This is a genomic window from Kosakonia sp. YIM B13571 (assembly GCF_042788095.1).
Classification (GTDB): Bacteria; Pseudomonadota; Gammaproteobacteria; order Enterobacterales; family Enterobacteriaceae; genus Kosakonia; species Kosakonia quasisacchari.
The window spans coordinates 660,814-681,927 of sequence record NZ_JBHZPL010000001.1 but is presented as its reverse complement, the minus strand read 5'-3'; the positions used below and the strand labels follow the sequence as shown (position 1 = coordinate 681,927).

The 21,114-nt window shown below is 51.3% G+C and carries 22 protein-coding genes and 1 pseudogene; 10 read left to right on the top strand and 13 right to left on the bottom strand.

Annotated elements, in window-relative coordinates; translation table 11 throughout:
• Nucleotides 1-4: 4 nt before the first annotated feature.
• Complete coding sequence (locus tag ACFX4O_RS03265) at nt 5-937, bottom strand: nucleoside recognition domain-containing protein (RefSeq protein ID WP_305736849.1); 933 nt, start codon at nt 935-937, stop codon at nt 5-7.
• A 355-nt stretch (nt 938-1,292) separates the two neighbouring features.
• Between ACFX4O_RS03265 and ACFX4O_RS03260 the strand changes: the two genes are divergently transcribed.
• Both ACFX4O_RS03260 and ACFX4O_RS03255 read left to right on the top strand, forming a co-directional pair.
• Entirely contained in the window at nt 1,293-2,594 is a 1,302-nt protein-coding gene (locus ACFX4O_RS03260) for a hypothetical protein (protein ID WP_380207234.1), read from the top strand.
• 1 nt (nt 2,595) lies between these two features.
• Complete coding sequence (locus ACFX4O_RS03255) at nt 2,596-3,000, top strand: hypothetical protein (protein ID WP_131406149.1); 405 nt, start codon at nt 2,596-2,598, stop codon at nt 2,998-3,000.
• A gap of 45 nt (nt 3,001-3,045) precedes the next feature.
• Here ACFX4O_RS03255 and ACFX4O_RS03250 read toward each other — a convergent pair whose 3' ends face one another.
• Genes ACFX4O_RS03250 through ACFX4O_RS03240 form a run of 3 tightly spaced genes read right to left on the bottom strand, consistent with a single transcriptional unit; the run spans nt 3,046 to nt 5,842 of the window.
• Nucleotides 3,046-3,804, bottom strand: a complete 759-nt coding sequence (locus ACFX4O_RS03250; RefSeq protein WP_380207232.1) for an ABC transporter ATP-binding protein — start codon at nt 3,802-3,804, stop codon at nt 3,046-3,048.
• Nucleotides 3,801-4,841 (bottom strand): FecCD family ABC transporter permease, encoded by a 1,041-nt coding sequence (locus ACFX4O_RS03245; protein WP_380207230.1) that lies wholly within the window; start codon nt 4,839-4,841, stop codon nt 3,801-3,803. The genes ACFX4O_RS03250 and ACFX4O_RS03245 overlap by 4 nt, the downstream gene beginning before the upstream one ends.
• Nucleotides 4,838-5,842: an ABC transporter substrate-binding protein gene (locus ACFX4O_RS03240; protein WP_131406152.1), complete on the bottom strand. Its 1,005-nt coding sequence runs from the start codon at nt 5,840-5,842 to the stop codon at nt 4,838-4,840. Before ACFX4O_RS03240 ends, ACFX4O_RS03245 begins: the two co-directional genes overlap by 4 nt.
• 206 nt (nt 5,843-6,048) lie before the next feature.
• Here ACFX4O_RS03240 and ACFX4O_RS03235 point away from each other — a divergent pair, with 206 nt between their 5' ends.
• Nucleotides 6,049-7,290 carry an MFS transporter gene (locus tag ACFX4O_RS03235; RefSeq protein ID WP_380207227.1) on the top strand — a complete coding sequence of 414 codons (1,242 nt, stop codon included), beginning with the start codon at nt 6,049-6,051 and terminating at the stop codon, nt 7,288-7,290.
• Here ACFX4O_RS03235 and ACFX4O_RS03230 read toward each other — a convergent pair.
• The 3 genes from ACFX4O_RS03230 to ACFX4O_RS03220 all read right to left on the bottom strand — a co-directional run bounded on the left by ACFX4O_RS03230 (nt 7,287) and on the right by ACFX4O_RS03220 (nt 8,636).
• Entirely contained in the window at nt 7,287-7,385 is a 99-nt protein-coding gene (locus ACFX4O_RS03230; protein ID WP_165501861.1) for a YoaK family small membrane protein, read from the bottom strand. The genes ACFX4O_RS03235 and ACFX4O_RS03230 overlap by 4 nt on opposite strands.
• A 104-nt stretch (nt 7,386-7,489) precedes the next feature.
• Nucleotides 7,490-7,723 carry a KTSC domain-containing protein gene (locus ACFX4O_RS03225; RefSeq protein WP_131406154.1) on the bottom strand — a complete coding sequence of 78 codons (234 nt, stop codon included), beginning with the start codon at nt 7,721-7,723 and terminating at the stop codon, nt 7,490-7,492.
• 433 nt (nt 7,724-8,156) lie between these two features.
• Nucleotides 8,157-8,636, bottom strand: a complete 480-nt coding sequence (locus ACFX4O_RS03220; RefSeq protein WP_380207225.1) for a hypothetical protein — start codon at nt 8,634-8,636, stop codon at nt 8,157-8,159.
• Nucleotides 8,637-9,995: 1,359 nt separating this feature from the next.
• Between ACFX4O_RS03220 and ACFX4O_RS03215 the strand changes: the two genes are divergently transcribed.
• Nucleotides 9,996-10,883, top strand: a complete 888-nt coding sequence (locus tag ACFX4O_RS03215) for a LysR family transcriptional regulator (RefSeq protein ID WP_380207223.1) — start codon at nt 9,996-9,998, stop codon at nt 10,881-10,883.
• Nucleotides 10,884-11,351: 468 nt separating this feature from the next.
• Here the strand turns inward: ACFX4O_RS03215 and ACFX4O_RS03210 are convergent, their stop codons facing one another.
• On the bottom strand, nt 11,352-11,918 hold the full coding sequence (locus ACFX4O_RS03210; protein ID WP_131406158.1) for a LuxR C-terminal-related transcriptional regulator: 567 nt from the start codon (nt 11,916-11,918) through the stop codon (nt 11,352-11,354).
• A 303-nt stretch (nt 11,919-12,221) separates the two neighbouring features.
• Here ACFX4O_RS03210 and yjbE point away from each other — a divergent pair, with 303 nt between their 5' ends.
• Nucleotides 12,222-12,470, top strand: a complete 249-nt coding sequence (gene yjbE / locus ACFX4O_RS03205; protein ID WP_380207221.1) for an exopolysaccharide production protein YjbE — start codon at nt 12,222-12,224, stop codon at nt 12,468-12,470.
• Between the two features lie 312 nt (nt 12,471-12,782).
• Here yjbE and ACFX4O_RS03200 read toward each other — a convergent pair whose 3' ends face one another.
• The 3 genes and pseudogenes from ACFX4O_RS03200 to ACFX4O_RS03190 all read right to left on the bottom strand — a co-directional run bounded on the left by ACFX4O_RS03200 (nt 12,783) and on the right by ACFX4O_RS03190 (nt 15,396).
• On the bottom strand, nt 12,783-13,634 hold the full coding sequence (locus ACFX4O_RS03200) for a Vmh family MBL fold metallo-hydrolase (RefSeq protein ID WP_380207219.1): 852 nt from the start codon (nt 13,632-13,634) through the stop codon (nt 12,783-12,785).
• Nucleotides 13,635-13,646: 12 nt separating this feature from the next.
• Nucleotides 13,647-14,285, bottom strand: a complete 639-nt coding sequence (locus ACFX4O_RS03195) for a DsbA family protein (RefSeq protein ID WP_380207217.1) — start codon at nt 14,283-14,285, stop codon at nt 13,647-13,649.
• A gap of 131 nt (nt 14,286-14,416) precedes the next feature.
• Nucleotides 14,417-15,396, bottom strand: a pseudogene (locus ACFX4O_RS03190) (GlxA family transcriptional regulator).
• A gap of 129 nt (nt 15,397-15,525) precedes the next feature.
• On the opposite strand from ACFX4O_RS03190, the gene ACFX4O_RS03185 reads away from it, so the two are divergent.
• From ACFX4O_RS03185 to ACFX4O_RS03170, 4 genes are all read left to right on the top strand, one after another.
• Nucleotides 15,526-16,299 carry an alpha/beta fold hydrolase gene (locus tag ACFX4O_RS03185; protein ID WP_380207215.1) on the top strand — a complete coding sequence of 258 codons (774 nt, stop codon included), beginning with the start codon at nt 15,526-15,528 and terminating at the stop codon, nt 16,297-16,299.
• Nucleotides 16,300-16,326: 27 nt separating this feature from the next.
• The gene (locus tag ACFX4O_RS03180) at nt 16,327-16,953 is read left to right on the top strand and encodes an FMN-dependent NADH-azoreductase (protein WP_380207213.1); all 627 of its coding nucleotides are present in this window, start codon (nt 16,327-16,329) and stop codon (nt 16,951-16,953) included.
• A 17-nt stretch (nt 16,954-16,970) separates the two neighbouring features.
• Nucleotides 16,971-17,279 carry a YciI family protein gene (locus ACFX4O_RS03175; RefSeq protein ID WP_380207211.1) on the top strand — a complete coding sequence of 103 codons (309 nt, stop codon included), beginning with the start codon at nt 16,971-16,973 and terminating at the stop codon, nt 17,277-17,279.
• A 253-nt stretch (nt 17,280-17,532) separates the two neighbouring features.
• Nucleotides 17,533-17,880, top strand: coding sequence for a helix-turn-helix domain-containing protein (locus tag ACFX4O_RS03170; protein ID WP_131406166.1), 348 nt, complete (start codon nt 17,533-17,535; stop codon nt 17,878-17,880).
• 64 nt (nt 17,881-17,944) lie between these two features.
• Here ACFX4O_RS03170 and ompC read toward each other — a convergent pair whose 3' ends face one another.
• Nucleotides 17,945-19,072 (bottom strand): porin OmpC, encoded by a 1,128-nt coding sequence (gene ompC / locus ACFX4O_RS03165; protein WP_131406167.1) that lies wholly within the window; start codon nt 19,070-19,072, stop codon nt 17,945-17,947.
• A gap of 681 nt (nt 19,073-19,753) precedes the next feature.
• Here ompC and ACFX4O_RS03160 point away from each other — a divergent pair.
• A complete protein-coding gene (locus ACFX4O_RS03160) occupies nt 19,754-20,644 on the top strand; it encodes a LysR family transcriptional regulator (RefSeq protein WP_131406168.1) in 891 nt (296 codons plus the stop codon).
• Between the two features lie 10 nt (nt 20,645-20,654).
• Here ACFX4O_RS03160 and ACFX4O_RS03155 read toward each other — a convergent pair whose 3' ends face one another.
• Nucleotides 20,655-21,068 carry a transcriptional regulator gene (locus ACFX4O_RS03155; protein WP_380207208.1) on the bottom strand — a complete coding sequence of 138 codons (414 nt, stop codon included), beginning with the start codon at nt 21,066-21,068 and terminating at the stop codon, nt 20,655-20,657.
• Nucleotides 21,069-21,114: the final 46 nt, after the last annotated feature.

The following is a 21,114-nucleotide window of genomic DNA, read 5'->3' as shown; positions in this document are numbered from 1 at the left end:
ACGCTTAAAACATCACCGTATGCAAGACGGTACGCACCAGTATCCCGACAATTGCGCCCGGTAGCGCAAAACGGAACAGGCGCACAAAGCGGCTGGCGATACCGAGAAAAATGCCGATACCGGGCAAGTCCAGCGTCTGCACCAGAAAGCCCGCCGAGGCGTTGATTTGCTCAGCCGTTAACTGCCCGTGCTGCACCATTTCGGACGCCACGCCAAAATACGCCGTTCCACCCGCCAGACATTTGGTTAACGCCAGCAGCACATACACCGTGGAAATATGAAAAAACGACAGCAGTGGCGTGAGCAGTGTAGTCAACGCTTCCACTACGCCTGCGGCTTTCAATAACCCGACCACCGTTAACGACAGCAGCAGCATCGGCAGCGAACCCAGCGACAAACGGATGGCATCTGCCCCTGCGCCGTTAATCACCGCAATCAAACCCGCGCGCGGTTTATCTTTGTGTAATTCGCCCTCTTCGTCGCGCAGGCTGGCAGCAGACAGTTTTCGCCCTGACACATAGTATGTCAGCGTGGAGGCGGCAAGCCCGCCGATAAGCGAAATCACAATCGCCATGCCCCAGTGCAGGCCGAACGGCGTGAGCGGATAAAAGACGTTGGCCTGTCCCATCGCGAACAACATCGCCAGCGTGGCGGCGAGATGGCGGTCGGAGGTGCCTCTTCTTTCCATAATCGCCAGGGCGGCGAGAGGGGCGGCGAAACTAACAAAGTTGAGCTGGATAAGGGCGAAAATCCCCATTCCGCTGATGCCAAAAGGTTTCAGCACGGGGGAGGTGAGGCGCACGATGCCATCTAAAACACCTTTCTCTTCCAGGTATTTCATCATGATGAGCATCACCACCATGATGGGCAGCAGGGTATACAACGCAACATCTACGGAAACCTTGCCCGCCGACATGATGATTTCAATAATATTCATTACTGACTCCGGTGAATGCTTTCACCGATATAGTACACCCGGCAACGGTTTGACCGCCGCTTTCACCCCATTGTATTTACTTATTTTCTTCCTTCACTGACGATTTTTTCCGTGCGCCATGATTTACCAGAAACCGCGATAAACCAGCATAAAAAATGGCATCCTGCTGAAAGCGAAAAATATAACTACGTCAGGTTGAGTAAAACAGCTTAAATCAGGCAAAAAATCTGGGTGGCTAAATTATCCATTTGAGCGCAAAGAAAATTTCACTTAACGATCGTCTCACGGTGCCGATAACGTTTTCTGGAACGTAGTTTCATGCATTGGGCGGAACAGGATTCTTTCGAGGTTGCCGATGGGACTGAATATTTTTAAAGCACACAAGCAAAAAAAAGAAGCTGAAGAGATTGTGGTGGATGCGCGTTTTAAAGCGCGGCTGGCGGAAGAAGGGCTCGAAGAAGCCAGAAATGCATCGTCAACGCTCATCAACACCTTGCTCGATCAAAAGAAACGCTACGCGGATGACGTTATCCCTGATGCCTTGTCCGTACTGGAGAAGTGCCAAAAAGTGAACCGGCTGGAGACCAAAGTCTCGCAGGATGTGTTAGATAATTTTGCCCGCTACGATGCGCCGCAGTTGCAAACTGAATCGGTAAAAATGACCGAAATTATTGGTACTGGCGTGAAAGGTACGGCGACCGGCGCGGCGCTCGCGCTTGGCTCAATGAGCGCGGTTTCGACGTTCGGCGCAGCGTCTACCGGCACCGCCATTGCCTCGCTTTCTGGCGCTGCCGCCAGTAATGCCACGCTGGCCTGGTTTGGCGGCGGCGCGCTTTCCGCGGGCGGTGCAGGCATAGCCGGTGGCACTATGGTGCTGGGCGGCATTGTGCTGGCACCGGTCGCCATTTTCGCGATGATGAAATACAGCCAGAATGCGGAAAAAAAGCTGACCGAAGCGTATGAATATCGCAGTGCGGTCAACAAAGAAGTGGCAAAAATCAATGCGGTGATCGAAGTGGCGCAGGCCATTAACCAGCATATTTCGCTGTATGCCTCGACCATTGAAGGCATTGCTCAGCGCCTGAAGACAAGTTACCAGATGCTGGATCAGGCGCTGTCAGCCAACGTTGCGCACGAGCGTGTCGTTTTCCTGAAGCTTCAGACCGTGCTGCTGGTGAAAGCGATGAAACAGTTGCTGGCGATACGCCTGGTGGATGATCAAAATAGCCCGACGCCGGAATCCGTGACGGTGGTGTCCCATGCTCAGGCCTTCACCGAGGAGCGTGTGAATACGCTGGTGACAAACCTGATTGCGGCAAATGCACCACTGACAACGGTCAACGATGTCTCTTCTCTTACCCCTGGCGAGCAGAGCGCGCTCTATTTTTGGCTGGCTGACAGCCAGCGGCGCAAAGCAACTGCTGATGATGAACCTTCGTTTCTGCTGTGGATGGTGCTGTGCCTTCTTTTTGGCGGTCTGGGATATTACCTGCACAGCATTGCGTGGACTTACACCTCGCTTGTCGCCTTTTTGTTCAGTTTCACCGGCTTTTCCGGGGCGTTAGGTCGTCTGTTTAATTTTGACAGCTCAGGTCTGGTGGGAACGGGCATTCTGGCCCTGATGGGCTACGCAGCTTATTTATTCTGGTGGGCATAATATGAAAGCACTGTTTAACGCCTCGAAAGTGGCGGCAAAAGCGTCGCCGTTACAAGCGGCATCGGCGGCGAAAGAGATTTTTGATGCCTGGCGTGATTTACAAAAATACCGTGCGGAACAGGAAACGGTTCGCCATCAAATTACCCAGGAGACCGAAGTACAAATTGCGCGTATTCAGGCGCAGAAAGAGGTGTTGTTGCAGGCGTTAAATCAGGATTTCGCGCTGCGCCAGACCTCGCTTACCCAGACGTTTGCTGTGCTGGAGAAGGCGCTGGAAAGTAACAATCTGGAACTGTTAGATAAATCGTTAGGTGCGATTGTTGCCATCACGCAGCAATCTTCTGTGGTGTCGCTGAAATCGTTACATGCCACATTGCAGGACAGCCGCAACGTTATCGATATTTAAGCTCTCTTCGCGCCAGAACAGTGTCACGTTCTGGCGCGAAGGCTTTCATAAAAAGTGGATATGTTTTTTGCCGTGATCGGGTGATATCTCAATGCGTGCCCGCACCTGAAACACCTCAGCCAGCATCGCTTCCGTGAGCACATCATCCGGCGTACCACGCGCCACAATCTGCCCTTTTTGCATCACGATCAGCGCATCGCAGAACATGGCCGCGTGGTTTAGATCATGAATCGCGACAATGCTGGTCACCGGCAGTTCGCTTATCAGGCGCATTAACTGCATTTGATGATGGATGTCGAGATGGTTGGTGGGTTCGTCGAGCAAAATTTCGCTCGGCGCCTGCGCCAGTGCGCGGGCAATATGGACTCGCTGGCGTTCGCCACCGGAGAGGCTTTGCCAGCCCTGCTCGCTGTGTTCCAGCATGCCTACGCGTTCAAGCGCTGCCGCTACTATTTCATCATCGCTGTGCGACCACGGGCTAAACGGCGAGTGGTGCGGAATGCGCCCCAGCTTCACCACATCGCGCACGCGAATATTGGCCTCGGTCGCTGCATGTTGCTCCACAAACGCCACACGCTTTGCCAGTGCTTTCTTTCTCAGCGTCGCGACATTGCGGCCATCCAGCATCACGCTACCATCATCCGGGCGGCGCAATCCGGCCAGAATACGCAGCAGCGAGGATTTCCCCGAACCATTCGGCCCCAGCAGGCCCAATGTCTGACCCTTTGCCACGTCGAGCGAGACGTTATCGACGATGGTTTTTTTCCCTGCCCGCCAGCAGAGATTTTTGGCGCTGATACTCATGCGAATCTCCTTGAACGATAGAGAATAACCGCGAAGAACGGCACGCCGACCAGTGCGGTGACCACGCCAACCGGCAGGCTTTGCGGCGCAATCAGCGTGCGCGAGGCAATATCCGCCAGCACCATCAAAATTGCGCCGGCCATCGCACACGCCACCAGTAACTGGCGGTGCAGCGGCCCAATGAAATAGCGCATCACATGCGGCACCACAAGACCCACAAAGCCAATGGAACCCGCCATGCTGACGATGGTGGCAGTGATGAGGGCAGTGACGGAAAAGAGAATCAAACGTACCGCGCCCACCGGAATACCCAGCGATGCGGCAGCGTCGTCACCAAAGGTAAAGGCATCCAACGCTTTGGCGTGGTACAGGCACGCCAGCAGACCAATAATGACGACGACCAATACCAACTGAAATTCCGGCCAGCGTACGCCGCTGAAACTGCCCAGCAGCCAGAACATCACATCCCGCGCTTGCTGCGCACTGGCGGACGTGCTGATGCTATATGCGGTAATGGCGTTGAAAAGCTGGGAAGCCGCGACCCCAGCGAGGATGGTGCGTTCGTTGCCGCCGCGCGCGCCGTTAGTCAGCACCGCGACAAACAAAAATGCAGCAAACGCGCCGACAAATGCCCCGGCGGAGAGCGACACCGCGCCCGCGCCGAGACCTAACACCACCACCGACACCGCGCCGGTAGACGCCCCGGCGGAAACGCCCAACACATAGGGTTCTGCCAGCGCGTTTTTCAACAGGCTTTGCAGCACCGAGCCGCAAATCGCCAGCCCGGCACCACAGCAGGCGGCGACCAGCGCGCGACTCAGGCGGAAGTCCCAAATCACCGTTTCATGGATACGGTTTAGCGGCTCACTGGTCAGCCCCAGCTTATTGCTCACAGCGTAAAAGGTGGTTCGTAGCGGAATGGCGAGTTCGCCAACACCAACGCTGACGGCAATCACCAGCCCGAGCAGCAATAGCGATAACAGCAGTAATGCAACACGCTGCACTTTTTTTAGCGCAGTCGAGGAGGGCGTGGTCATTTATCCAGCCCCAGCTTCTCCAGTTGTTCACCAACTTGCTCTGCGCCGTAGAAAGTGCGGATGGTCGGATTCATCGCCTGACCGTCCATCACCACGATATGGCCTTTCTTCACTGCCTCAAGCTGGCTGACCGCCGGATCGCTTTTCAGGAATTTGATCTTCTCTTGTGCATTGTCCAGCGCCCAGCGGTTACGATCGAGGCTCGAGACAACAATCACGTCCGGGTTAGCGGCGATAATGCTTTCCCAACTGAGCGTCGGCCACTCGCTTTCCGAGGTGATGGCGCTGTGCCCGCCAAGCAGGTTGGCGATATAACCAGAGGCGCTATTTTTGCCGCCGACATACGCATCTGCCGAGGGCGACGCGCTGGAAAACCAGAAGACAAATGACAGGTTTTTCTTGCCGTGGCCGAACGTGCTGCGCAGCGCATCTTCACGCTGTTTGAACTCGGCAATCAGCTTCTCGCCTCGCTCTTGCACATCAAAAATTTCTGCCAGATCGCTGATCTCTTTGTAGAGCAATGACGGGTTCCATAAGGTATGGCGGCTGCCGTAAATATCACCGTTATCTTGTTTGGTTGCGCAGACGCCTGGCGAGAGGTAACTGTTTGCGCCAATGGCGGACAAATCTTCGCGCTTCGCCACTTTGCTGTCTGGCCCCAGCAGGATCGGCAATTGAGCGACCACGAAATCCGGCTCCTGGGCAATGATCGATTCAAGCGTAGGGATCTCAACCGTCAGCACTTTGACTTTGGCATTCTGCGCAGCCAGTTGTGGCAGCACTTTGGTCGGCCAGAACGCGCTGGCGACCATTTTGTCCTGCAAGCCGAGCAGCAGCATGATCTCTGCCGTGTTTTGCCCCAGCGCCACCACGCGCTGCGGTGCTTTGTCGAACGTAACCTGCACACCGCAGTTTTCAATGGTCAACGGATAATGGGTGGCTTGCGCCAGTGCGGAACCCGCAAACAACATCCCCAGTACAAACAACGATTTTTTAAACATTTGCATCATCATGACCCTGGACAATTATTGGCATTGTAAATGAAAATCATTCTTATGGCGGCTCTTATACCGAGCGGCATGAGCCTTGTCAATATGGGGAATTACCAATGAAAACCCTGCATAAAGTGCGGGATTAAAGAGAGTTGCCAGCAGGAAATTTCCCCGGTATTAAAGACCCTTGCGCGTTTTGCTGACCTGGACACTTCATGCTTGCCCAAATTTCTGCCCCGTCGAAAGTGACATCGCCGTACCTGCTCGCGGGGAGCCAGCTGATTTTTAATATCGGTTTTTATGCTGTGGTGCCGTTTCTGGCGATCTATCTACGCGACGATTTACTGCTTTCCGGCTCGTTGATTGGCTTGATCATCGGCCTGCGTACCTTCTGCCAGCAGGGAATGTTTCTGTTAGGCGGCGCGTTATCCGATCGCTTCGGCGCAAGGATCATCATTCTGTGCGGTTGTGTGGTGCGGATAAGCGGATATTTGCTGTTGGCGTTTGGCGGGGAGCTGGTGCCGGTGGTGCTGGGCGCCTGTTTAACCGGTGTTGGCGGGGCGCTGTTTTCTCCATCCATCGAAGCGCTGCTGGCGAAAGCGGGCACGCAGAGTGAAAAAGCGGGAAAGCGCAGCCGCGCGGAGTGGTTCGCGTTGTTCGCCATTTGCGGTGAACTGGGCACGGTGCTTGGGCCGTTGCTGGGTTCGCTGCTTGCCGGTTTTGGTTTCCAGCGCGTGGCGCTTGCCGGTGCGGGCGTGTTTGTGGTGGCGCTGCTGGTGCTCTTTTTCTGCCTGCCAGGCGGCAACGGGAAAACGGACGCGCTGCATGTGCTGCCGTGGTGGAAAACCTTTCGCAAACCGCGTTTTGTCGCCTTTATGGTGGCTTACAGCGCCTATCTGTTCAGCTATAACCAGCTTTACCTGGCGTTGCCGGTTGAACTGAGCCGCTCGGGCAGCAGCGAGAAAACCCTCGGCCCGCTTTTTATGCTGGCTTCGGTGCTCATCATCACGTTACAGATGCCGCTGGCGCGGTTTGCCCGCCGTGTTGGGGCGGCGCGCATGTTGCCGGTGGGGTTTGCGTTACTGGCCGCGTCATTTATTAGCGTCGCGCTGTTTGCGGCGACACCCGCGCCGGAAAACTGGCAACGCTACGTGCCGGCTGCCTGCATGGTAACGCTGTTAACGCTCGGGCAAATGGTGATTGTTCCGGTGGGGAAAGATCTGGTGCCGTGGTTTGCGGATAACCAGAACCTCGGCGCACATTATGGCGCGTTGGCTTCAATGGGGGGCGTGACGGTGCTGGTGGGTAATTTCCTGTTAGGCGGGCAACTGGATAACGCGCTGACCCCTTCTGAGGCGGCGAGTGTCGCCTGGTTGTGGCTGGCGCTGATCCCGCTGCTCAGCGCACTGGCCATGATATTTATCTGCCGCCCGATGGCGCAACACACCGAGCGTTAGCTGCCCGGTGTGGCGTAACCGCCAACGATAAACCACGTCAGAAAAGCGACGGCGACAATAAAAACCAGGATAGGAAACGCAATACCAATTCTCATAACACCTCGTTACGCTGTCGCCAGCATGAGTACGCACCAAACCGCATCGTCTGCGAGCAGACAACGTTAGCACAAACGCGGGCAAAAAATTACCGCATCAGCGGTCAAAAACGGCTGCGATTTGCCTGCTCTACGGTAATTTTCAGGTAGCTATTGGCGATATGCTCGCGGAAATAGTTTTCCTGCTCGTGGCTCATCAAAAATGCCTGCCAGGTTTTAGGCGGCACGCCAAGATATTGCTCAACCCGGCCATTGCTGTGTTCAAGCTCAAGTACGCTGGAGTTGGGATCGTATCCGGCTGCGCGTAGCGCGCGGCAGGAAAGGGGATGTCTTTTCATAATGTGTTCTGCTCAACGTCAATGTCAAAGTGGCACTTCTGTTATTGCTATCGGCAGCCCGCGCGGAAAATTTACACTGCTGCCAGGGATTTAGCGAAAGGCTGTTTAGCCAGTGTTTAGTAAAACAGTGGGTTAGACGTCAAACGAGAGAGACATTCTTTGTGTGTTGCACATAGTGAGTGATGTGAATTAGACACCAGCAGGAAGTTAGTTGCGCTTGCACAGTCATCCGGGTTTTGATCGTAGCCGTGGCAGAGAAGAGGGCCGGTTAAACGTGTTGATTCACTCTTCAGCGCGGTAATTAGGTGCATACGAAAAGGGAATAACCTGGCACCGTGGAATTCACGCATTGCGCCATAAACAGTGCCCGCCCTGAGCAGAAGGGCACTGTTTTGGCGACAAGGCGGGTCAGAACGATTCCCGGTCGACTCGGTTAATCGAGTAACGAGATCCAGTCGCTGGGTATATCAGTAAAAAAGGTGGCTTCCTGCGTGGCCGTTCTGGTGCCAACGATAACGTATTGGCTTAAATCAGGGTTCACGTTGGTCAAAATATAGTACGGCTTGCGTCCATACATATGCCCTTGATCGGGTAACTGTGCCCCTACGCTGCCATCGAGATTAAACTCAAAAAACAGCGCATTTTTTGGGGCGGTGATGCGATATTTATGTGTGCCGTAGGAGGCTCCATCCTCGATACATGAGGTCGAGACAGAATCCCCTTTGGAATTACTTATGATGTAGCCGCCAATATCTGCGAGGCTTTTAAAACCGTTTGTGATAATAAGCTGCTGAATATAGGTAATAGCCTGGGCCGGAGTTCGCCCCTGGCATGATTCAATGCGCGGCTGGAACCCTGTTTTTTGTATCTCGGAAATAACGCGGTTATCGCCGCGATAATAAATAGATGGCATCTCTTTATCTCCTCATGATTACGGTGGGCGTTTATCGTGCAGTGCTGTTATTTAATTTTGCTTTATCGGATGTGCAGAGAAAATTAAAAAGACAATCCGCTTCTCACTGGTGACATACGGTCTGCATAGTGACGTCATATTTATATCAACGCATTTTCTGGTGATTTAAATACTACCCGCTACCGCATTATCATCCGATAACCACTTAAATATAACGGTGGAAATAAAAAAACAAATCGGGCTTTTGGCGTAGACCATTTATCCGGGGCGTGTAATGTATCCATCTGATCGCATCCCCTCTGCTCTTTGCGCGGAAAGAACAAACGTAAGTGAATAAATTATAGCGCCGTGAATATGCTAACTAAGTTTAGGGGATTCATGGGGATAGTGAAAACACTGGCATTCTGTTGCTCGCCTCACATATTGGGTGCAACGGTGTCATCTTTGCACCGCAGGTTTGTTTATTCATCCTGTTGGGTAGAGACTACAGAAGTCTTTTCAGCGTGCAGCTTTATAAATGCATGCACAACAGGGATTGCGTAAACCACAAACAATAGACAGTTAGCTGCAAATAACAATGAGGTGTAAATATCGATCGTCAAGAAGATGTTCAATGAGCCGATTTTTAATATTACATCCAGTATTAATCTGGAGAGCAGGCTGGAAAGATAATAGTGCGCGTAAGCCAGAAACAGAAAACAGAACAAAAGCGTGTAATTATAGCTATTATTTGTTTTCTTTATCCTGAATGCAGAATAGTAACGGTTTAGCAGAAATACTATTTCTTTATTATTTGATGCAAATAACAGCACTGCAAAAATCAAGCACATGACTATGGTGAAGATATTCTGAACCTGGTACGTGAAGGGTAAGTCTGCCATCACCACAGAATATGAGTAAGCGTAATAGCCAATAGATAAAACAGACATCAGTAACAAGATTTTTCGTATCATTTTTCTCATCCACGGTTTCCCGCTCAAAACACATTAATGTATTTGCATTGCCAAAGCATTGGCCCACCGATATGACTAACGGCACACCGCCTGCAAACTTTATGCATAAATTGCAGGAGCAAAGGTAAGCGCGTGTTGTAAAGCGGAATACATCGGTGAAGCGTGCTGGATTGGCTCTGTTGGCATGAAAATAGAGACAGGAAAGCGCCGGACTTTAGGCTCCTCCGCTATGGCAGCGATTTCATGACCACGCGACGCTAAAACAGCAGCGTAACGGAACCAGGACTCAGACAAAAAGTGGGAAGTGCGCTTAACTCAAAGCGCAGGGCGTGGGCGGAAGGCTATTTTGCCAGGCTGATTTCTGAAACAATGCGCTTTACGTTTCATAAATCGCACAGGTGAGCATATGGACAGAGTGATGGCGGTGGTGGTGTTTAATCGCATCTGCGAGCTGGGAAGCCTGAGCGCCGCTGCGCGGGCGCTGGGCATTTCTCGCCCGATGGTCAGCCGCTACCTGGATGAAATGGAAAAATGGGCGGGCGCCCGGCTTATTCACCGTTCGTCTCGCCGCCTGACGCTTACCCCAGCCGGGGAAAATACGTTACAAAAGACGCGGCAGCTCGCGCCGCTGTTTGGCGATATTGAAGGACAATCGACACGGGAAACGCCCTCTGGCACATTGCGTGTCGCCTGCGCCCACTTCACTGCCAGCCATATTATCGGGCCGGTGCTGCCGGGTTTTCTGGCGCGTTATCCAGCGTTAAGAATTGAAGTCGAAGTGGGCAACCACCCGGTCAACCTGATTGGCGAACGCATTGATCTGGCGATTCGCATCACCAATAACCCGGAAGCAGGGGCGATAGCCACGCGTCTTGGCGAATGCCGTTCGGTACTTTGCGCCTCTTCGGAGTACCTGCGTCTGCACGGTACACCGCACACGGCGCAAGAGCTTGAGCATCACAATTGCCTGCACTATAGCGGTTTTGCCGGGCAATCATGGCACTTTACCGATAGCGAGCAAAACCCGTGGGAAGTGATGGCGCACGGCAATCTGAGCGCGGGGATATCTTCTGTACTGCGGGATGCGGCCATTGCCGGGTGCGGGCTGGCGCTGGTGCCGGAACGGGAAGCGCAAGAGGCGCTGAGTAATGGCCAACTGGTCCGGGTATTACCCGATCTTGAACCGCAACAACTGGGGATTTATGGCCTGTATCAGTCTCGCGAACATCAACACGCTGCGCTGCGGTTGTTTATTGACGCTCTTCGCCAGCAATTAACCAGAGCAACAGAATAAATAGCCATTTTATATGGGGAATTCGCGGCGTAACAACGATGAAAAATCTAAAGATAATAGCGCTGTCGCGTACTCGTGCTGGCAATGCGTGGCCGTGCCATTGTTTTTCTTAAGTTTAATCTCATCGTTAGCATTTAATTATTTGTGCGTTGAGGCCAGTCTTATTTTCTTTGCCAGCTATTGACGGCTGCGGTTATTTATCGCTTAAATGAAATCCCGCCCGCTGTGAGTGAAACTAAAATGGTGATGATGAACTTAGCCTTGATAGGTGTGTTGCTGATCGTTATCGCGTATTCCTTTTACAGACATTTTCGGCTCGTACGCTCAAGAAAAGTGGGCCAGTCGCGGAAACTCGGCAAAAAGACTTAATTATCTTTAATATGAATTGCATTTTTATCTGCAAGATAAAAATGCAATTTTATATTGACTTATGATTTAAGATTTATTGAGTGTTGTGTTTTCGCTTTATTAGCCGTAAGCGATCATTCTATTTATTTGCTCGCCCGGCGGCATAAAAAGTGGATCTTCACTCGTGCTGTCTTTTAATGTGGAGTCGGTAAAGGAAAAAATGCTAAACGCATAGAAAATGTCAATCTTTGTATTCGCGGAGATTTTCTTTTTGATGTTGTCCTTGTGCGATGAAACGGTTTTTTTGTTGATATTTAATAGAGTAGAAATCTCCTCATCACTTTTTTCGAAAATCATCTCTTTAAGAATAGCAATTTCGCGCCTTCCAAGGCGAATTGTCTTAACATGCTGGCTTACCCTTCCATAAACAAACTCGGTTAATATGTCCAGTAAAACACTGACCGGAACTTTATCGGGTATCACAATCATTGGCGTGTGTGCCAACGTAAAAGGGATGAAATTACCTTTGGTCACGACTAATGTGCCCCGGCCAGAATAAGGCGCTGTAAAATTTATTCCAATGTGCAAACCACTACCGTTTCTGATTTCATTAACTAATTGAGTGATGCCTTTTTTGGTATAAGAACAGGTGATTTTGCATAATATGACATCTATTTTTCTTTCCATATTACACCCTCCTGGAGCGTCTGGATATGCGTGTGTAAAATTTGCAGCTTTGAAATTTTTCTGAATCCTTCGATGTGCTGTTCTGTGTCTTCTTTGATCTCTATCATACTGCTAAAAAATTGTTAACTGAGGATAATCTTATTTTTATTTTTAAGCGAAATGTGCATGCGCTGAGATAATTTGGTTCCGCTGAGGAATCTCCCATTTGTTTTCATATTGTCGAGGAATGTCCTATTTTGCGATCCACTTTTGTGACGGCGATTTAAAGTGCAAATGATCCCAAATAATTATGAGGACAGGATTATGATGCTTTTAAAATACATTGCTATCGCTTTCGTATTTGTTATTTCTGAATTTTGCTACGCAGCGCCTGCAGAAGAAGGAAAGGCCGCCGGAGATAATGCAGCGGAATATGCGGTTGGCAGTTCAGCCGTAACTGGAGTGGCCGTTATCACCGCTGTAACGGGTTTGCTTTTATTGTCAATGGGTGGGGGGAATGATGGGAGTAATACATCGACCAGCACTACAACGACGACAGCGCCCTCCAATTAACAGTGATGCTTTTTTAAATTCGCCACACCAGGATTTTTGAGGGTTTAAAACGGAATGTCTGATCGCACCGGAAGGCGCGAGTGGAGGCGTCATCCCGACGCGAGCTAACAACAGATCGGCAGCGGAAGGTGAGCGTTATGCAAGCGGCGATCGCTTGCATACTGTAGGAATTGATAAGGGGGACACAGTTGTCCCCCTTATCTTGTTCACGGCGCGGCGTTTAATTAATCATACTGAATCCGGCGTGAATGAAACAATATGGCAGGTAATGCGTAAATTCTGATACGTAAAAAAACAGTATTACGCGTTACGTCACCACTTCATCTCGCCGGTATTTACTTTTGCGCCCAGTTCCAGCGAACCCGCTTCTGCCAGGTTCGGATAAGCGGCGGTCATCGCGTTGATAACGCCCGCAGAGGTTTTGTTCGCTTTCAGAGCCTGCTCAAATTTATCCAGATAATTAAGGGTAAACGTAATCGCCTGGTCACCGACGGGACGTGCGCCCAGATAATGACCAGGGATCACTTGTTGGGGCTTCAGGTGCTGCATTTCACCCAGCACTTCACGCCATTGCGCTCGTGCGGCGGGCGTTTGCGTGTCGGCGCTCCAGACGTGGATACCGCTGGAAATCGCTGTGCCGCCGAGAATGGCTTTATTCGCCGGGATCCAGACATAAGCCGCATAGCTCTGCGGATGGCGCAATTCCAGCGTTTCACCATCAATGGTGAAGTGGGTCGCCGTGGTCGCTGTCGGTACGGTTAAAGTGTGCGGCGCGCCGTCCTTCATCTGCGGTCCCCAGTACGCCAGCTTGGCCTCTTTTGTCGCTTCAATATGTTCCACCACCGCAGGCGAGGCAACCACCTTGACCTGCGGCCAGGCCTTGACGATGGGCTCAAGGCCAAAATAGAAATCCGGGTCGCCGGAGGTGATCACCACTTGCTTGAGCGTTTTGCCGCTGGCTTTGATCATCTGCACCAGTTTCTCGCCATCTTTCACACTGAATTGCGCATCAAACAAAATCGCTTCTGTAGGGCCGGAAACCAGCGTGGATGAGACGGCGAAAATGGCCTTTTCCTGTGGGTTATAAACCTGCAATTGTAATGGTGCAGCAACAGAAGAGGCACTGGCGAGCATCAGCAATACGCCGAGTGTTTTATGGTTCATGGTGGAATTCCTTTAACAATATGTTTTGGCGAGAGTCATAAATGCATCCGGATTGCCGTAATACTGGTCGACCGGAAGCAGTGTGTAACGGCCATCCTCTTGCACCAACACGGCGCTGGGGAAACCAAGTCCGGCGGCTTGCGCCAACACCATGCGACCATATTGAATGGCGGCGCGGGCTTCGTTTTCTGCCACCTGGCCATTGACAATAGATTGCCCGGTGGCGTGTTGAATCACGTCATTGACCACGTCATCACGGGTGATATCGCGGCCATCACGATACCAGGCTGCCTGAATGGCATTAAGAAAGTGCAGCGCGTCACCCGGTTCGCCAAATTGCTGTAAGGCTAACAAACCGCGAGTGGCAGGCAGCGAGTCGAGCAATAACCCGTCGCGGGCCAGTAACTCTTCTTTATAAGCACGGCCAAACGGCATACCGGTTAATTTCGCGATCCGATCATCATGCTCATGTACATGGGACAGCCAGTCGGCGTCCAGGCGGCGGCGCTGCGCGTCGATAAACAGGCCCCCGGGCAAAATATGTTGTCGTTCAGTGAAGTGTTCAGCCGTGCGGTTAATCAGCGGTAGTGCGCCATAACTCCAGCCGCAAAGCGGATCGATTACCCAGTACAGCCCAGCTTGAAATGCCATGGTCATTCTCTCTTTTGTGCAGATGCCGTCCATTGTAGGCGCATTGGCGGTGAAGAGAATTCCCGAAACCGGACATGCAACGTTTCGTAAAACGATCAGATAACATGTTGATGCTGCATTGTGGCGAGGCGTTAATGCCCTGATTTGCCGTTTCGCGCGGCTGCCCAGTGCTTGTATTGCGCAGGCGTCATGTTGATGAGTTGGTTAAAGGCTTTGCGAAACGCCGTATCTTCCGTATAACCACATGCGGCGGCGACGTGCCTGATATTTGCCGATGGGTTTTCAAGCAGCAAACAGGCCGATTCAATGCGCACGCGCGTAATAAAATGCTTGGGGCTTTCATGGGTTAAATCGGCCAATTTACGGTGCAATGTGCGCGGGCTGAGGTTCAGCGCGCTGGCGAGTTCTTCGACGGTGATGGCCGGGTTTTCATAGCGGATAAGCTGTTCGGCGCGCAGTAAAAGCGGATCAATGGTGTTTAAAAAACCGCGCGGAGCATAGATCTGCTGGGAGAGTGGCTGGCTGTCGGCAACGGTCATGTCTGCTGCCATTCTTGCTACTTCATCCCCGGCGTTCTGGCGAATTATGTGCAAGGCTAAATCCACCCACGACAGCGGCCCGCCGGTGGTAATCACGTTGCGATCTTCGATTAATGCTTTTCCCCACACCATTTTGGCGTGCGGGTAGCGGGCGCGAAAAGTGGGATACAGCCACCAGGTAGTGGCGCACTCTCTGCCATCCAGCAACCCGGCATCACCCAGCAGATAACCCCCGCGCAAGCGCCGCCAATTTTTGCGCCGCGCTGATGCTGTTGACGCAGCCACGCCACGGCTTCCGGGCTTGTTGCCGCGGGCAGTTTATTGCCGCCAAGCGCCATGCCGCAGGCCAAAATCACATCGGGCGCGTTTACGTTTGCAAACGCGCTATCCACCGCAATTTCCCGACCTTGCGCGTCCATGACCGGGCTACCATCAGGGCTGACAATGGCGATCCTGAACTGGCTGGCCTCAATGCTGGTGGGCAGGAGTTGGTTGGTTATCCAGAACATATCCGCAAGCCCCGTAATCGCAGACATCATGCTGCCTGCGGTGGCAATTATCGCTATCTGCATTCGGGTTCCTCGTAGTGTGTCTGGTTTTGCCTGTTTAATGTCAAGTTAGCCATCTTACCATGCCGAATTGCCGCGATTACACTCTCTGCATTGTGTTTATAACCTCACCATGGCGTGACGGGAGAGAGCATGCGGGACTATTTTCGCAACGGAAAACGGTTTATCACGGCGGCATCATGTGCGGCCATGTTGAGTGTGATTTCGGCGCAGGCGGCAGCGCAGCCGATTAAAAATATTGTGTTGGTACACGGTGCATTTGCGGACGGCTCCAGTTGGGCTGCCGTAACTGAGCGTTTACAAACCATGGGCTACCACGTTTCGGCGGTGCAAAACCCGCTGACTTCGCTGGATGATGACGTCGCTGCCACCGAGCGCGTACTGGCACGCCAGCACGGCGATGTGCTGCTGGTCGGTCACTCGTGGGCGGGTGCCGTGATCAGCCAGGCCGGTAATAACAGCAAGGTGCGGGGGCTGGTCTACCTTTCTGCGCTGTCACCGGCAACGGGGGAATCCGTGACGGATTTACTGGCGCGGCTTAATGCGCCAATGACCGGGCTGACACCTGATGCACAAGGGCTGGTGTGGTTAGATGATGCCAGCCAGTTTCAACAGGTGATGGCGAACGATATCTCAACGGAGAATGTCCAGGCGTTGGCGGCGGTTTCGCAACCGATCGCTGTCACGGCATTTCAGGGAAAAATCGCTCATGCCGCCTGGGAAAATAAACCCAGTTGGTATTTGCTGACCGAAAACGATCATGCTTTGTTACCTGCCGTTCAGGAGAAAATAGCCAAACAGATCCACGCCACCGTATATAAAGTTAACACTTCACATTTGTCTATGGTTTCGCAACCCGATGCAGTGGCGAAATTTATCGATACTGCTGCTAAATCCTTTAAATAACTATAGTGTTTATTGTCGGAGAGCATCATGAAGATTCTGCACATTGATTCCAGTATATCGGGTGAATATTCTGTCACTCGCGCGCTTTCCGCTGACGTTATGCGGGAAATAAAAGCACATTATCCGCAAGCGAAAATAACCTATCGCGATGTGGTTCGGGACGAAATAAGCCATTTAACCGCTGACATTGCCGCCGGATTCCGTGTCGTTGCCGGTAGTCAACCGGTGAGTGACAGACACCCAGAGCACCAGCTTTCACAGCAGTTGGTCGATGAGTTTCTCGAGCATGATCTGATCGTTATCGCTGCACCAATGTATAACTTCTCTGTGTCCAGTCAGTTAAAAGCCTGGCTGGACAGGCTTGCCCAACCGGGAAAAACCTTTCAGTACACCGCCACCGGGCCGGTGGGGCTGGCGGAGGGGAAACAGGTATTGATTATTTCGGCGCGCGGCGGGTTTTATTTACAACCGCCTTTTGATGGCATGGATTTTCAGGAAAAATATCTGCGCGCCTTTTTGGGTTTTCTGGGTATTGACGATATTCATCTTATCCGCGCAGAAGGCACCTCGAAAGGTGATGAAATTAAACACCAGCAAATTGCAGCCGCGCGATCGGCTATTCGTAACATTATTGCTGCACTGCCACTAAATTAACCTGCGGGGAATTGATCATGTTATATGCGATTACGCTTTATTACGGTAGCGAACCCGATATTCTCGGCGCTTATGTCGATGCCCATAAACTTTGGCTGGGGGAGATGATCAAAAAAGGTCATGTTATTTTCGCCGGGCCGCTAAAAAATAAACAGGGTGGATTTATCCTGGCCACAGCCAGCGACAGCCAGAGCCTGGAAAAGGAAATAGAACGCGATCCTTTTGTGAAGTTTGGCCTGGTCAGCGTCGATATTGCGGTTATTGAGCCTGCTATTTGCTCTGCGAATTTCTTGCGCGAATGGGCAGGTGAGGCAAAAGCACTGTAGCGTCAGCGAAGGCCGGAGCGGGAGGCTGCGCCAGTGGCCTCTCTTCTGCATTGCAGCAGGCTTGTTATGGGGTTCGCGCTGGCCTCTTTTCCCGCTGCACTCCACGCATGATTTGATGCCTGTATCCACACCTGGCGGGGTTATATGGCCTGGCAGAAAGCGCATTTCTGACAAAATTATTATTTTCGCGTCATGTTTGCGTAAGTATCACTCCGCTAAGGTGAATGCTCCTGTTCTCAAGGAGGTTTCAACCATGGGTATGCAACACGCGGTGATACTTGAGATCCAGCAATGGATTGACGATAACCTTGAACGACCGCTGCGGATCGAGGATGTCGCCACGCGGGCGGGGTATTCTAAATGGCATCTTCAGCGCCTGTTCCAGCAGGTGATTCAGATTCCGCTAGGGATTTATATTCGTGAGAAGAAACTGGAAAGCGCCGCACATGAGCTGCTGGTGACTGAGCAGTCCATTATGACCATCTCAAGCAAATACGGTTATGACTCTCAGCAGACCTTTACGCGCACTTTTTCTCGCAAATACCAGATGCCGCCCGGCGTCTGGCGGCGCCAGCATCAGCACATGGGAAAATTGGGGTAATGAAAGCGAAACGTGTGCGGAATCACGGTGAGTAAAAGGCGGCCTGAGCCGCCTTTTTGCGGGTTTAGAACTGGTAAACCATACCCACTGCAACCACGTCATCGGTGTTGATACCGGCCGCCGTGGTGAATTTATCTTCATCAATCAGGTTGATTTTATAATCAACGAACATGTTGAAGTTCTTGTTGAAGTAGTATGTGGCACCGAGATCGACATATTTCTCGATATCCTGATCGCCATATTTATCGCCCGCGCTGTTGCTACCAATATTCTTGCCTTTCAGCGCGTTATACGCCACGAATGGCTGTAAGCCAAAGTCGAACTGGTAACTGGCGTACGCTTCAAAAATCTGCGATTCGTTGGCGTAGCCGTAGGCGGTTGTCGTATCGGAAGAGCTGCCAAAACGCGAAGCGTTATAAGCCTGAGTAAACATCGCCGCCAGGTAGATATTATTGGCGTCATATTTAATCGCGCCAGAATAGGCTTCGGCGCGATCGCCATCACCCAGAATATTGGCGGCGGTATTTTGCTCTTGGGTACGTTTGGCGCTGGTCATGGCACCGACAACGCTTACGCCTGCGCCGATGTTATATTCCACGGATAAGCCGTAACCGTCGCCGTTTTGACGTAATACATTTCGACCAGCACCGGACTCGCCACCGCCATCATTTTTCCCCTGGTACTGCAGGGAGAAATTCAGGCCGTCAACCAGACCAAAGAAATCCGTATTGCGGTAGGTCAGCATGCCGCTGCCACGGCTGAACATGAATTGGTCAGAACCGTACGTCATGCCATCGAACTCTGGCTGCATATCGGTATAACCGAGGGAGTCATATAAAACACCTTTGTTACGGCCATAATCCACCGAGCCGTAATTGGCGAATTTTAACCCGGCGAAGCCATAACGCGTGCGTGGCGTATTGGTATCACCTTCCGATTTATTCGCGTCAATATGCATCTGCCACTGGCCGTAGCCGGTCAGTTGGTCGTTAATTTGTGTTTCACCGCGAAAGCCAAGACGCATATAAGTTTGGTCGCCATTCCAGCCACTGTTATCCGAAAAATAATGCTCTGCTGATACCAAACCATATAAGTCTAACTTATTACCGTCTTTATTATATATTTCCGCAGCCTGTACTGACGAGCACAGTACCGCAGCAGAGACGAAAAGACTCAGTTGAGATATTTTCATATAAATAAACCCTTGATGTTTGCCACTGTGTTTTTTAATAACAACAAGAATACCTTGCCACTTATGAGAGTGGCTCATGGATTATTCAGGTTGTAGGATATTGTTTATCACCTGAGTTCTTCATGTGTAAATATTTAAATTCGTTTTAGCACATATTGATAAATATTGAATGGAACTTCTTTTGTCTATTTTTAATCGCACAGATCGCTAATATCAACCCGCGTTTAATCGGTTAACGTTAAGTCGCTTTATTAACCTCATTGCATTTTTTGTGTCTACTGTTACTTTTTTTCTCTATCCGGGGGTAACTCCCCCGACTTTTATTGGCAAAAGGTGCGGTTAAATATGTAGGTTGATTAATGGGTTATTTGAAATAGGCATTAATAGCGGGTGTTTAATTATTAAATGCCTGCCGCTGCTGCATGGTTGATTCTTAATGGGACTTCAGCGTTTTTATACGTGGAGAATAGTAAGGCCTGTTGATTAAGTGATATGGCTCATTGCGGTTATGAGCAAAATTCATTAAAAGGAAGATCTCTGGCGTTTATTAACATAAAAAGAGGTGGCCTGCTTCACGAACAGAGCCATCTGATTGCGGGATTAGTGAATTATAGACATATATTTAAATACAGCTGAAGTGTAGCATAAACGCTATTTTCATGGTCTGGTAACGGAGCGGAAATGCTGAAAGACAATTTTAACGATCTCTTCTATTTAATTGTGGTGGCCCACGAACGCAGCTTTACTCGCGCGGCAGCAAAATTAGGTGTCTCGCAATCTGCACTCAGTCATGCTATTCGCGGGCTGGAAGAACGCCTGCAAATTCGTTTGCTTACCCGTACCACGCGCAGCGTCGCGCCCACTGATGCAGGCGAGGAATTAATTAATAGCATTGGCCCGCGCTTTAAAGAGATTGAGGAAGAGCTGATTGCATTAACCGATATGCGCGATCGCGTTGCTGGCAATATTCGCATCACGCTTGGCGAGCATGCGTTGCATTCTACGGTGTGGCCCGCGATTAAACCTTTTTTAGACGCTTACCCGGACGTGAAAGTAGAATTAACCATCGATAACACCCTGACAGATATTGTCAGCGGGCGTTACGACGCCGGTATTCGCCTTGGTGAACAGGTTGCCAGAGATATGGTCGCGGTGCGAATTGGCCCGGACTGGCGCATGGTGGTTATCGGGTCGCCGGGTTATTTCTCCCGCCATGGTAAACCGCAAACACCGCATGATTTACAGCATCACAACTGTATTAATATGCGTCTGCCGACGCTCGGCGGGTTGTATGCCTGGGAGTTTTCCAAAGATGGCCAGCCAATGCGCGTGCGCGTGGAAGGGCAATTAACCTTTAATAATCTGGCTTCCAGAATCGAAGCGGCAACCAGCGGTATGGGTTTGGCGCTGGTACCGGAAGATTGTGTGGCGCAGGCGATTACAGAAGGCAAACTTGAAACGGCGCTTGAGGCCTGGTGCGAACCTTTCCCCGGCTATTACCTCTATTACCCCAGCCGCAAACAGCACACCGCCGCGTTTACTTTGTTGATTGACGCGCTGCGTTACCCTTAATTATCCGGCTTTATGGGGCGCAGTGATCAACCGTGGCATATTGCCGAAAAAATGTCTCCCGGCAATAAAGCGTCAGTACCTTTTCCGGCGGGATAAGATACCCTTTCCCGGCCACGCGCAGAATAAAGTCGTCGGGCAAACCGAATACCGCCAGTTTACGCTTCAGGTTGTTCATTACTTGCCACAGTCGCTGGCTTGAGCAACTCAATCCGTTATTTTCCCAAACCTGAATCTGCAGCGTTTTGTCGGCCACAATACTCCCCACGGCGTGCGTCAGCAGGTAGGCCAGCAGGTTGCTCATGGTGTTACGTAAATAGGAGCAGCTACCTGGAATCACGCAGGTCGTAAGACTTTGCTTATAAGGCACGAATTCCACCTGATATTCGTTACCGAGGCGATATCCATATACCGTTAACTTTTCCATGATGTGCGTCCAGTGGTCAACCGAGTGAAACAAAGCAGCGGTGTGA